This window comes from Acidiferrobacter thiooxydans (assembly GCF_003333315.1).
GTDB classification, from domain to species: domain Bacteria; phylum Pseudomonadota; class Gammaproteobacteria; order Acidiferrobacterales; family Acidiferrobacteraceae; genus Acidiferrobacter; species Acidiferrobacter thiooxydans.
Genome location: NZ_PSYR01000001.1, coordinates 1,367,543 through 1,379,439 on the forward strand (window position 1 = coordinate 1,367,543; position 11,897 = coordinate 1,379,439).

The following is an 11,897-nucleotide window of genomic DNA, read 5'->3' on the forward strand; positions in this document are numbered from 1 at the left end:
GTCTCCGAAGGGTTAGCGGCCGAGGATGTCCGCGCGCGTGCCCTCGCAGATCGCTGCGACCTCGTCGATGCTGTCTTGTGGCACGTTCAGTTCGCGCAACGTGGCCGACAGATGGTCTACGATGATGTCAAAGTGCGTGTCGTTCAGGCCGCGCGCCACCAGATGGGCATGCCCGCGACGCATGTCGGCCCCTGTGTAATGGTTGGGTCCGCCAAAGGCCATGGTGAGGAAGGCCTTTTGCTTGGCGGCCTGTCTTTCCATGTCCACGTCGTCGAAGAATCCATTCACGCGGTCGTCGGCCAGGACCTTGCGGTAGAAGATATCCACAGCCACGTTGACCGCCTGTTCACCACCGATCTTCTGAAACAATGCCTGACTCATGTCGCTCCTCGGTTATCGTATGCAAAGATGTATACAATATACATCTTTAACGGGACAACCTGCCGGAGGCCTTGAGCCTCACGAATCAGTCGGCAGGTATGCCCCTACACTAAGACAGGGGGCTTCGTATTGTCAAATATCATTCGACGGGGATTTGACGCGCCTGTACCCCGCACTCATCATGATCGGGGCTTTTGAGGAGATCTCATGCAGTTGACCCGCTACAGTGACTATGCCTTGCGGATATTGATGTATTTGAGCATGAAGGAGCGCGACGGTGCGGCCACGATCAGCGAAATTGCCGCCTTTTACGGCATATCGCGCAATCATCTCGTAAAGATCGTGCACCGGCTGGGGCAACTCGGTTTCGTGACGACCGCGCGCGGCAAGGGGGGTGGTCTCAAGCTTGCGCGTAGCGCCGCGCAGATCGGCATCGGTGAGGTGATACGCAAGACAGAGGCGCACTTCGACATCGTCGAATGTTTTGACGTGCAGGCCAATCGGTGTCGCCTGACGCCGATCTGTCATTTGAAAGGCATGCTGGCCGCCGCCCAGGCACAGTTCCTGCGCGAGCTCGATGCCTACACCCTGGCGGATGCGATCGCCGGTCGGGATCGGGGATTCGCGTCGCTTCTCGATCGTATCCGGCTCAGCACCGCGGGCGCTTGAGCGAATCCAGGCATGCACCGCCCGCTGGTGCGCAAACGGCGGGGCATGCCGCGCGCAGGGTAGGGGGCACGATTCCGTCAAAGTCGCGTCTCGCGCACTTATTGCGTGAGGCGAAGCCAGTCGATGGGGCGGGTGGCCGGAAACGGCGGGCGGGGGCTTTTCCCGGGGGAGGGGAGAGTGTTTCCTCAAGGGACGGCAGCAAGGTCAACGCCTCTGCGGGGACCAGGCGTTGGAACCGGGCGATTGGTGCGCGTTCTACGCCGGCTTTACGCGAGAGATCGTTGCGCGCGGCACATGCTTTGTCATCGGCTACTTCGTGATCGCCAAGATTCACGACACGGAAGGTGACCGGGCGGTGTGGGGCCACCCCAGGACTCGCGCGGCTGTCTCGAAATGCGCGCTCGGCGGCTGGGGCCGGACGCGCGACGGATCGTAGCAGGCACAGCTTGCCCGAAAGCGCAAAAAATTATGCGCTCCGTTTTCTCGTAGCGTATCATTCGCTTACGGAAAATACCGCATTCTTAGGGACCACCATGCTCCACCGTCACCTGAATCACCAGACTCTTACTCTCGCCGCCATTGATGATGTGATCGGGCGCGGCAAGGTATACGACTGGGCCGACCTGCGATCCGCGGTACTCCGTGACCGGACGGTGCGGGAGAAGGTGTTTCGTGTGTGTCAGGCGCACGTTCACGATCCGTATGCCCAGCGCTATCATTTCTGGAAGCACTATGTCGAACAACACGCTGCCTAATTGGGAAGAGGTCCTCTCCGCGGCCGCTCGTCTCCAACGCATCCTGCCGGACGCCGTTCTGGTAGGCGGGACCGCATCGGCGGTGTACGCCAAGCACCGGTTTTCGACCGATGCGGACCATGTGCTGGTTGACCTACGAGAGCGATTTGATCAGGTACTGGCGGATCTGGAGGCCGTGGCCGGTTGGAAAACTACACGCATTCAACGTCCGCTACAGATCCTGGGCAGTCTGGATGGCATTGAGACGGGGATCCGACAGCTAATTCGCGGCCAACCACTGGAAACTGCCCAGGTCGAGCTCCTTGGCCAGAAGATTACGGTTCCCACTCAGGGCGAGATCCTGCGCATCAAGGGTGTATTGATCCTGAAGCGCAACGCCACGCGCGACTATCTGGATTTTGTTGCCTTGGCGAATCACATGGGCAGCGACCAGATGGTAGAGAGTCTGCGCCCCTTTGACCGCCTTTACCCACAACCGAACGATGAATCGGCGTTGCAGCAACTTCAGATTCAGTTAGCCAATCCGCTACCTTACGACTTGGAAGGCGTCCATCTCAGCGAATACAAGCATCTAGATCCTCGCTGGCACAACTGGAGCGCAGTTAAGGCCGTGTGTCGTGATTGTGCCACGCAGATCTTCGACTCCATCACGGGACTCGAGACAGATCAAAAAAAGACACAGAAACAAGATGATTGCGGATCCAAGCTATGACTATAGGCGCACGAACATCGATCAAGGCGGCCTACATCTAAGCGGCCCATCCCGGCCATTGCTGCCACCTTACCCGCGCGCCGTCGAGGGCGGTTTAGCAGCCTTGGCGAATGCAGATAACGCACCCTCAGGTTGGCGCGATAGGTGTGGTGCGAGTACGCAGGCAATGAGGGTTTTTCTGGCCCCTGTGCAGGCCTGCGCACCCGCATTCCGTTTATCCCGCTTCGCGGCGATGATCGCCTCGTGTTTCGGTGTATTGCGATAGGTGGGCGGCGCCCGTCCTTTGAAAACGGCTCAATCCAATGACGCCCGACAGCCATCATAAGTGCGAGCTCGCCCTCAGGGTCGGGTCTGCGTCCAGGGTCTCGAGTAGGAAGGGCCAATACGGATCGATCATCTACGCGTGCAAAGGACGGGGCGCCGCCCGCTCGCAAAAAGGCCCAGCTCGGAATGCGCCACACACACAGTCGTCATGCCGCTGCAAATAGCTCGTGGTCCACATCCTCGATTAGGTCGGGGCGTGACACGGGGGGCTTTTTCATATGGTTTTATTCGTATCGATACATCTTCATCCACGGCGCCTGCTACCTACACGGTGCGGGCGCCACTCTCTGCGCCGGCAATGCGTGTGTGGCGCGTCTGAAAGTACGATGGGCGTTTAGGATGCAACCTGTTCAAAGGAAAACTGGGGGATATCCGCGCGGTCACTGGCGTGCTCAATGGTGATGCCGCAGATTTGTCCTTGCGTATCAAGATCGAGTATGGTGTTTTCATCAAGATCTTGCGTTTCTGCGATATCCGCAGAACGCAGTTCAATGTAAAGCGTGTCGGTGTCCTGGAAGTATTGGATCTTCATGGCGTGAATCTCCGGTCGAAGAAGGCGTTGTGAACCGCGCCCCCGGCAAGTAACAAGACCACCCGCAAATATTGGTTACCCGCCGCCGGAATCAGGCCCCATCGGCGAATACGCCCGTCTTGCTGTATGGTCTCTTTTAAGGGGTAGCGTATGACGGTCTCTATCCATTCGACTTCAATGGCGATGCGATCAGGGCGTTCACGTATAGCCTCAAAGTATCTGGTGGTTTTCATGCCGACTCCCTCACCAAATCTTTTTCTTTGTGGCCAGTATAGCGCGTCTGTGCCTGCAGAGTCTCGTGTCCTGTGATCGAATCCGCCTCCATGGGACTAAGGCCCATCTCAAGTAGCCGGCTGCCCCATGGCGCGATTATGCAAGGGTTTCGATACCGGAGACCCCGTAGGCGCGCGCAGGGGCAGGGATATCGAATCGGCGTATGCTTCCTATAGGCGGACGGCATGGCAGGCCATGGAGGCATGGCCCACACGATGCCGCAGGCCATATAAGACTTCGAAGGCCACCATAGGCCGTGGTATAGCGGTGTGGGTGGCCCAGGTAATAAGGGCGCCGGTCGCCCGGCGTAGGGGGTGCGGCGTGATCCTTCCCTGGAATCATGGACACGCAGTTGAACCGCATGGCGCTGCTTGAAGGTCTCGAAAGCGGGCTATCAGAGGCAAGAAGGTGGGTGCTTGCGAGCGTAAGGACGGCCATGATTGTGCGCGCGGGTTTCTTCTCTGCCTAGCATTCATGTCGAACGCAACCTCGACACGGGAGGCCCTGAGGCAACAGGCGGGGGCCACCGGCCAATGGGTCCCGGAGCGGGTCGTCTCCTTGATCGGCCAAGGTGGCCGCGAATGCCACCGCAGGGATAGCCTTGATCTAGGGGTGGGTTCTGACGCTCGCACCTTGACTCACAAGGGTTATGGAAACAGGAGAGAAATGGCGGAAAGAGCCCGGACGTTCGGGGGACGAGTCGGCAGCTGTCAGGGCTATCTCTTGCGGATGATTTCTATGGCGTTGCCGTGGCTTCCGTAGTCGGATGCCCAGTCAATAAGGGTCAGGACGCGGTTGCGCATACCCATGATGCGATAAAGATGCAGACCGATCCATAAGAGCCAGGCACCGGGTCCTCGCCAGCGTATGTGCCAGCGGTCGATTTGGCAGACAGCGTCGTAGCGGCCCAACACGACCATGCTGCCCTGATCTCGGTAGATAAAAGGAGGCGGCGGAGGGTGCTGCAGGAGCCCGGCACGAATGACGGTCGCCGCGTACCGCCCGCTTTCGATAGCAAACGGTGCCACTTGCGGCCACGGATGTTGGTGGCACGGGGCGAGACCATCACCGACCACGAAGACCTCGGGGTGATCGCGCACCCGGAGATGGGCGTCTGTGATGACCCGGCCGCTGTGAGGATCCGCTCCTGGCAGGGTGGCGGTTAGGGGATGGGCGCGTACGCCCGCCGTCCACACCAGGGTGCGGGCCGGTAAGGGTGCGCCCGAATGGCTTTGTACCACCTGGCCATCATAGGCAGTAACATGCGTATCGAACAGGATCTCGCCGTGCAGCGCGCGGATCTTGGCGGCGGCGGCGGCCTGCAGGGACGGCGCAAAACCGGGTAGCAGCGCTGATCCCCCTTGAATCAGCACAACGCGCGGTGGGGTCTTTTGGAGTTCGGGATAACGTCGGCGCATCAGGATCCGTATGAGCTCCAGTAGGGCCGTCGCGAACTCCACTCCAGTGGCCCCTCCGCCTGCGACCACAAACGTAAGCCAAGCCGAGCGTTCGGCGGAGGTTGTGCAGCTCGTGGCCCGCTCAAAGGCATAAAGAATACGCGAGCGCGCCTGTTCGGCGACCTCCACTCCCTTCAGGTCGAAGGCATGCAGGGCGAGATCGGCATGACCAAAGAAATTCGTGACGCTGCCCAAGGCCACTATCAAGTAATCATAAGAGAGGGTGGCGTTTTCGGCGAGCCGGACCGTACGAGCGGCGAGATCGATGGCAAGGACACGGTCCAGCCGAAAGTGTGCGCCGGTCGGTGCCAGCAATGGCCGCAGCGGCGTGGCGATTGCTTCTGCCGGCAGTTCGCCGGTGGCGACCTGATAGAGGAGTGGTTGAAACAGGTGGTAATTATTGTGGTCAACGAGGGTCACGGTGCAGGGGGCGCCTTGCAGTGCCCGTGCCGCCGCGAGCCCGGCAAACCCCCCTCCGAGAATCAGTACCTGTTTAGCCATGACGGGTGTTCCGCGTCGGCGTCCGGCGGTTGGGCCAAGCGAGCACCATAATATGGGCCATGGCATTGCTAAGACCAAAACGAATCCCCGGCATCAGGGTTTCAATCAGCAGCAGGAGGATTGCCCGGGCGCCGTGCGCAAAAAAGGCCGCGATAAGCATGGTCATGACCGCGGTGTCGACCATGGTACCTGGGCGGAACAGCCCGGCGGTCTGAAGGCGCGACAAGAGCGCCCCTGCGGCCAGGGCCGCCATGATCGTGCCCAGGATCTCAGGGAAGGGCGGAAGACCATGGGGGCGATTATTCGGAAGGTATGGTGCACGGTAGAGGAGGTCGCCGCGCGCCGGAATCAGCACAAACGCCGATCCTTGTCGGAATCCCGCGCTGTAAATGGCAACTGCGGCGCGGCCCACAACGTTTCCTCCATTCCCGGTTATGCATAGAGAGTCGGCCATGTGCAGGGCATTGGCTATCCTGGTCAGACGGGGATGGGCGACGTTCATGTCCTCGGCCTGACGGCACACCCCAAAATCGGTCATCCGGCGGCGCAGGATGGCGCCTTCGTAAAACCCGGCGTTAGCGCTCGCGCGATGGCCCATGATCGCTGTGGGCGGTCGTCTGGGCGGTTCACGCCCGGCGTCGCCGGCGTGATCGCGACGCTTGCCGGATATCGTCTCTGGGCGTCGGTGGGCCCATGCGCGCACCCGCTCGGGATTCGGCACGCTGGCCAGGGTCGACAGCGCCGAACAAGCCGGCGGCCGCGCGAGAGTGCCACCGGCGCCTGAAGCGCTAACCAGAACGGGGGTCCCTATGAGCTACCCGCCATGTCGAAATTCTGGATAGATCAGCATGCCCCCGTCGACGGCGATGGTGGTGCCGGTGATGTAACTTGCCAGATCGCTTGCCAGGAAGGCCACCACTGAGGCGATCTCGGTGGGGGTACCGAGGCGCCCCATGGAAATTTTGTCATCGAGATCCTTGAGCGAATTTGGATCATTCCAGACGTCCTCATTGATCGGCGTCTGGATGGCGCCCGGTGCGACCGCCACCACGCGGATCGCCTTGTCGGCAGTTTCCTGAGCCAGGGTTTTGGTGAACATCGACAAGCCGGCCTTGGCGCTCGTGTAAGCGCTATAGCCTTCCCAGGGAATGAATTCGTGGACCGATGTGATATTGATGATGACACCGCGCCCGGCCTTGATCATATGAGGAAGGACGGTTCGCGCGCAGTAATAGGGTCCGAGCAGATCGACGGCCAGAACCTTCTGCCAATGCGCGGGATCGTCTTCGCCGACTGGTGCCCTTTGACCGTCGAGGCCCGCGTTATTGACAAGGATGTCAATCCCTCCCAGTGCCGCGCTGGCTTGCTGCATGAGGGTATTGACGGCGGCGGGATCGGAGAGGTCAGCGGCGAAGGCCTGAGCCTTGCCGCCTTGGCCGGTTATGGTCTTCACCACCGTCTCGGCTTCCGCTTGTCCCTTGCGATAATGAACGGCTATCTGAGCGCCCGCCTGGGCCAGCGTTACCGCCATCGCCCGTCCCAGGCCCCCGCTTGCCCCTGTCACGAGCGCCCGTCGCCCGGAAAGATCTACCGTAATCATGCGCTACCTCCTGTGATATCGATGTGAATGTCCTCGCCGAGCCAAGCGCCGTCTACCCAGTGAATCGTGAAATCTATGACGGTGCCGGCCGTCATCGTTCGCGTGGGCAGAATTGCCAGATGGGCAAGACCGTAATTTTCGGAGGGGATGTCGGTCAGGTCCTGCCAGCCGTTGTGACCGAAGTGTACGATAAATGGTGCCGGCAGCATGACGCGCAGCTCCTCATTGGCTTTCATATCGCGTGGGCGTTCCTTTAGGGTCCATAGACGAAAATCGAGATGCGGCCGCAGGCCATGGTAACGCGCGAACGTGTGAACCGGGCGGTCGACCGGATATCCGAGTATGCGGCTGTGGCAGAGCTTGATGAATTCGGCGTGGGCCCAAACCAAAGGCATCGCCGACCCGCTCGGCTTGCCGGGAAATAGCCCACGTTCAGGGATGGCTGGGCTATCCCATATCTGCTCGGGCAAGAGGCCGCCGACCCCGGCCATGCGGCTCATTGCCTGCAGGTAGGGCAACGGATCTTCGCCTGCGCAGATCGCATAGTGGCCGCGTTCCCCCGCCAAAAGCGGCCAGCCCCGTCCGATGCCGCTGCCATCGAAAGGAGAGCCGTCGACATGTTCGCCATAACCATCGTCATTGTAGCGATGCCAGACCGGGCCGCTTGGGGTATCGCTCTTTAGCAGACCATCCATGACGACGACCGACTCCGCTATCCGTGGATCGTCTGCGCGGCGCAAGCCGTAGCGGACGAGCTGCAAAAAATCATTGGAGATCTGCTTATCGGCGGCCAGTTGCGGGTTGTCTGACCGGTTCTTGATCGGTACCGTCTCCTGTTCGGCGTGGCTGTCGCGCAGTATGTCGGCGGGGGTCATGCGGATATAGTGGCCGGTGACCCCGAACTGGTGGGCAAGCTCGCTTCCCTGGGCGTAGGTCCAGGCCTCGATATGCCTATTCCAGTGATCGGCGACCATCAGTGCGAGCGTGCGCGCCTTATCGTCGAGGTAGGGAGCGCCTTCCACGAGCGCGGCGATCGCGACCGCCAGAGTAAAGGCGTTGACGCCGCTGTCTTCTTCCCACCGATCCTGGGTGGTGACAGGACCTTCGCGAACGATAAAGCGCAGCGCCCGAAAAACCATACCGTGGATGGGGACATCGTTCAGGGCGTGCTGGGCGTCAAGGGCGGCGGCCAACAGTACCGGAAAGCCGGCCTCATCGAGTTGCACCCCCTGCCAAAAGGGTTTTCCGTTGAGCCATTGGTTTTGAAACCAGTGACCGTCGGCCTGTTGGGTGCTGATGAGGTAGGTGAGGACCTGACGGGCCTCGATATGAGCGCCCATAGCAAGCAGGGCCCCGGCGCTCTCTACTAGGTCGCGTGACCATACGAGGTGATAGCCGCCCAGGCTATCATTTGCCTCGCCCCAGGGGATCGACAGACTGGCCACCAGGGCCCCTGGGAAGGTGCGGTCTTCGTGAATCTTCAGGACATTGGCCGAACGGAGATAGAGGGTCTCGATGGCGGCCGGCAGATGGCGGGCGAGTTGCGCAGACAGGGGATGGGCGTCGTGCCAGGCCTGCCAATGTGCCGTATAGAGATTGAGACACGGGCCGAATCCCTGGGCAAGCGATGACCAGGCGTTGGTGGCGGCCGCCTCCTTGCTGCTGCCAAGGCCAAGTGCCAGTGTCCCGGAGCGGGGGAGTTCCGCAGCCAGGGCGACTTCACCGGGTCCCGCTTCATCATACTGCCAGGACATGCGTCCATGCTGATGAAAATCCTGCCAGAGATCACTAGCCCCTACCTCACCCACTGAGCTGCGGACCAGAGCCGCATCGCCGCTGGCTGTTCGGCAAGTCAGGGTTAGACCAAACGGTCCCTGTTCCGCCCATAGCACGGGACGCCCGGCCCATGTGTCGACCCATGCATGGTTACGTTGCGCATCCTCGCCGAGACGGGCGGCACACAGGACATAGGGGCGCATAGCGCTGTCACCGCGGAGCGTGAAATCGATCAGCAGGACATCGCGTTGGGGATCGGGACAGACGCGAAATGTCATTTCGAAGCGGGGGTGGTGATGGGTTATGGTGGGCAGAGGCACGCGCGGGTCGTGGAGGTCGATATGAGGCTCCGGGAGGGCCTTCAGTTCCTGCCAGAAGCCTTGATCGTCGGCGATAATAAAGCCGAGGTCACGGATCTGAGGGATATCGATGCTGGGATAAAAAACCTCGGTGATAATGCCGTATCCCACCGTGAACCAGACCTTGGATGTGCCTAGCGCCGTGCCGACACAGTCTTTGCGTGCGGTCGACCAGACGGGATGTCGCCATGTGGCAGATGGTGCCTTGCATGACATGAGGGTTCCTCCCGGGATCGTGTTTTGTTCCTTATCTTGTTAGGAGTAGACCGCAAGCGGCCTCAAAAGTGCAATGGGACGAATGATCACTCCCAATTGTCTCATTATGCGCTTTTGTCTGGAGATCGATACTCTCTGGCGGGCTATGTTCGGTAAGGCGGCGGCGTCGCGTACGCCTGGCATGACCCGCGGCGCGCCGGATCCTCGTCTGTACAATCACGTGCGGGCCGGCTTTCGGTGCGCGCGCCGGGATGTCCGTTTCGCCTGAGGGCTTATCCGTAAAGGAGCGTTTCAGGAGTGTCGGCCCCCTGGGTCGCCACGATCCCCGAGGTGCACACCCCGGTCCGCTCGGTGTGCGCATCGTCGGCATGTGCCACGGCCCGCGGCGTCGGTGCCGGACCCCCACAGCGGTCCGGCGGATCGACACGACCGTGAGTGGCCCAAGTCCTGCCATGGGTCGGTAAGCGGCGCGGGGCCGATCGCGATCGCTGCACGGCGCGCACCCACCTACTATACGCAGGGATTGTATTCACACCGAAGCCACCAAAAATCCACAAGAGAACTGGTGCCGTCCTGCGACATTTGGCACGGGCCCGACGGTACTTCTTTCGAATGGCCCTTACCGTCCCATTGTGGGTGGCGCAATATGGATTCCATCATATCCTAGGATAGTACATGGGATTTACATCAATAAAACGTCAGAGTTAGCCCCTAAAGCCAGATTGACTTCAAATCGATGCCATCCTAACCACCCATAACTACGCTTGGGATCGGCGTCGCGATCCGCAAATGATGCTACGGCCCTACCGGGCCGTTGCCTGTTGAGAGCACTCAACAAGAATCAACGCTTCGCAGTATACGGCATTATGATCATAGGCCAAATGCGCAAGATCAACAGTAGGACACCGTTATGATTATACTCTTAGAAAATAGGAGTGCTTATGAAAAAACCGGAGACGATCGACGTTTTAACGATTGGCGCGGGGGGCGGGGCCTACCCGGCCGCCTTTTGGTTGGCGAAAAGGGCGCAGCGTGTGGTCATGGTGGACCCCAAAGGGGTCATGAGCGGGAATTGTCTGGCGGAAGGTTGTGTGCCGTCCAAGGCGGTGCGCGAAATGGCGCGCCACGTTACGCGCCATCGCCGCTTCGAGTCTTATGGGATGGGTGGCGAGCCTACGATAGATTACAGAAAAATTATCGCCCATAAGGACAATGTACAAAGGTCCCGTTACCTCCAGCACGGGGAAGAGCTGGCGCGATCGAGAAATATCGAGCTCATCAAAGGACGGGCGAGCCTGCAAGACCCTCATACCGTGACGGTTGAGACGGATGCGGGGGACCGCCGCTATACCGTCCGTCACATTATCGTAGCAAGCGGCGCGGATGTCTTTGTGCCGTCGATCCCCGGGGCGGAACTGTGTCTGACCAGTAGTGATTTGTATCGCTTGAACCCGACGGTGAAGGTCCTGCCGCAGACGCTCACGGTGATAGGAGGCGGCTATATTGGTGTAGAGACCGCATCGTTTTATGCCGCATTGGGCGTTCACGTAACGGTATTGCAGCGGGGTCGTCAGCTGCTATCTGGCATGGACCCGGATATGGTGGCAATGCTCGTGCCTTTGCTAGATCCCCGTATTCGCGTGATGTTCGAGATCGATGTCGACCGCATAGAGCAGGGGGTACATGGCATGACGGTGCATTATCGTCAAGGTGACTTCAGTGGCAAAGAGTTGAGCGATCAGGTGCTGATCGCGGCCGGACGCAGGCCGGTCCTACCTGAGGGGCTCGCCGCACTCGATATTGAGGCCGGTCACACCGGTATTGCGGTAAACGGTGCGCTACAGACATCGCATCCTCATATCTATGCGTGTGGCGATGTTAATGGACGAGTGCCGCTGTTTCATGCCGCCGTCCGCGAGTCTCTGGTCGCCGCTCATAATATCATGGCCGGGGATGTGGCGGCCGATACTATGGATTTTACGAATGTCCCGACCACGGTATTTACCTTGCCGGCCGCAGCCTATGTCGGCATGACCCGGACCGCCGCGGCCCAGAGGGGCGTGGCGGTCGTAGAGGCCGGGTATGAATTTTTGGAGGATTCGCGGGCCCAGATTTTTGGCGAGACAGGCGGTGGTCTGCGGTTATTCTTCGAGCCTAGGTCCTTGCGCCTGATAGGAGGTTGGGTCGTGGGAATAGATGCCGGCAATCTCATCGGTGAAATCGGCTTGGCGTGCGCAAACGGCTTGACGGCACAACAGCTGGCGGCATTCGCGGATCAGCATCCCATGACGTCCGAGGGTATCGGTCATGCGGCCCGCAGTCTGCTTTAGGCGCATGCGCCC

At 60.2% G+C, this 11,897-nt stretch carries 12 protein-coding genes; 5 read left to right on the forward strand and 7 right to left on the reverse strand.

Features of this window, described 5'->3' with window-relative positions; genetic code table 11:
- Positions 1–12 precede the first annotated feature (12 nt).
- Entirely contained in the window at positions 13–381 is a 369-nt protein-coding gene (locus tag C4900_RS06835) for a group I truncated hemoglobin (protein ID WP_065969488.1), read from the reverse strand.
- Positions 382–588: 207 nt separating this feature from the next.
- Between C4900_RS06835 and C4900_RS06840 the strand changes: the two genes are divergently transcribed.
- The 4 genes from C4900_RS06840 (at position 589) to C4900_RS06850 (ending at position 2,517) form a co-directional block, all read left to right on the forward strand.
- On the forward strand, positions 589–1,050 hold the full coding sequence (locus tag C4900_RS06840; protein ID WP_065969487.1) for an Rrf2 family transcriptional regulator: 462 nt from the start codon (positions 589–591) through the stop codon (positions 1,048–1,050).
- A 229-nt stretch (positions 1,051–1,279) separates the two neighbouring features.
- The gene (locus tag C4900_RS15805; RefSeq protein ID WP_147267147.1) at positions 1,280–1,486 is read left to right on the forward strand and encodes a hypothetical protein; all 207 of its coding nucleotides are present in this window, start codon (positions 1,280–1,282) and stop codon (positions 1,484–1,486) included.
- 10 nt (positions 1,487–1,496) lie between these two features.
- Positions 1,497–1,805, forward strand: a complete 309-nt coding sequence (locus C4900_RS06845; RefSeq protein ID WP_211306805.1) for a hypothetical protein — start codon at positions 1,497–1,499, stop codon at positions 1,803–1,805.
- Entirely contained in the window at positions 1,783–2,517 is a 735-nt protein-coding gene (locus C4900_RS06850) for a hypothetical protein (RefSeq protein ID WP_065968973.1), read from the forward strand. Before C4900_RS06845 ends, C4900_RS06850 begins: the two co-directional genes overlap by 23 nt.
- A gap of 658 nt (positions 2,518–3,175) precedes the next feature.
- On the opposite strand, the gene C4900_RS06855 is transcribed toward C4900_RS06850, so the two are convergent.
- The 6 genes from C4900_RS06855 to C4900_RS06880 all read right to left on the reverse strand — a co-directional run bounded on the left by C4900_RS06855 (position 3,176) and on the right by C4900_RS06880 (position 9,555).
- Positions 3,176–3,373 (reverse strand): DUF2283 domain-containing protein, encoded by a 198-nt coding sequence (locus C4900_RS06855; RefSeq protein WP_065968972.1) that lies wholly within the window; start codon positions 3,371–3,373, stop codon positions 3,176–3,178.
- A complete protein-coding gene (locus tag C4900_RS06860) occupies positions 3,370–3,606 on the reverse strand; it encodes a hypothetical protein (RefSeq protein ID WP_065968971.1) in 237 nt (78 codons plus the stop codon). Before C4900_RS06860 ends, C4900_RS06855 begins: the two co-directional genes overlap by 4 nt.
- A gap of 756 nt (positions 3,607–4,362) precedes the next feature.
- Positions 4,363–5,604 (reverse strand): NAD(P)/FAD-dependent oxidoreductase, encoded by a 1,242-nt coding sequence (locus tag C4900_RS06865; protein ID WP_065968970.1) that lies wholly within the window; start codon positions 5,602–5,604, stop codon positions 4,363–4,365.
- Positions 5,597–6,016 carry a hypothetical protein gene (locus C4900_RS15810; protein ID WP_147267148.1) on the reverse strand — a complete coding sequence of 140 codons (420 nt, stop codon included), beginning with the start codon at positions 6,014–6,016 and terminating at the stop codon, positions 5,597–5,599. Before C4900_RS15810 ends, C4900_RS06865 begins: the two co-directional genes overlap by 8 nt.
- Before the next feature lie 402 nt (positions 6,017–6,418).
- Positions 6,419–7,204 carry a glucose 1-dehydrogenase gene (locus C4900_RS06875; RefSeq protein ID WP_065968968.1) on the reverse strand — a complete coding sequence of 262 codons (786 nt, stop codon included), beginning with the start codon at positions 7,202–7,204 and terminating at the stop codon, positions 6,419–6,421.
- Positions 7,201–9,555: a glycoside hydrolase family 15 protein gene (locus tag C4900_RS06880; protein ID WP_114282742.1), complete on the reverse strand. Its 2,355-nt coding sequence runs from the start codon at positions 9,553–9,555 to the stop codon at positions 7,201–7,203. Before C4900_RS06880 ends, C4900_RS06875 begins: the two co-directional genes overlap by 4 nt.
- 941 nt (positions 9,556–10,496) lie before the next feature.
- Here C4900_RS06880 and C4900_RS06885 point away from each other — a divergent pair.
- Positions 10,497–11,885, forward strand: coding sequence for a dihydrolipoyl dehydrogenase (locus C4900_RS06885; protein WP_114282744.1), 1,389 nt, complete (start codon positions 10,497–10,499; stop codon positions 11,883–11,885).
- Positions 11,886–11,897: the final 12 nt, after the last annotated feature.

Bases quoted from the DNA above. Each gene is read 5' to 3' on its own strand.
- C4900_RS06860 (WP_065968971.1), bottom strand. From the start codon at position 3,606: ATGAAAACCACCAGATACTTTGAGGCTATACGTGAACGCCCTGATCGC.
- C4900_RS06865 (WP_065968970.1), bottom strand. From the start codon at position 5,604: ATGGCTAAACAGGTACTGATTCTCGGAGGGGGGTTTGCCGGGCTCGCG.
- C4900_RS06840 (WP_065969487.1), top strand. From the start codon at position 589: ATGCAGTTGACCCGCTACAGTGACTATGCCTTGCGGATATTGATGTAT.
- C4900_RS06885 (WP_114282744.1), top strand. From the start codon at position 10,497: ATGAAAAAACCGGAGACGATCGACGTTTTAACGATTGGCGCGGGGGGC.
- C4900_RS06880 (WP_114282742.1), bottom strand. From the start codon at position 9,555: ATGTCATGCAAGGCACCATCTGCCACATGGCGACATCCCGTCTGGTCG.
- C4900_RS06835 (WP_065969488.1), bottom strand. From the start codon at position 381: ATGAGTCAGGCATTGTTTCAGAAGATCGGTGGTGAACAGGCGGTCAAC.
- C4900_RS06850 (WP_065968973.1), top strand. From the start codon at position 1,783: ATGTCGAACAACACGCTGCCTAATTGGGAAGAGGTCCTCTCCGCGGCC.
- C4900_RS06875 (WP_065968968.1), bottom strand. From the start codon at position 7,204: ATGATTACGGTAGATCTTTCCGGGCGACGGGCGCTCGTGACAGGGGCA.
- C4900_RS06855 (WP_065968972.1), bottom strand. From the start codon at position 3,373: ATGAAGATCCAATACTTCCAGGACACCGACACGCTTTACATTGAACTG.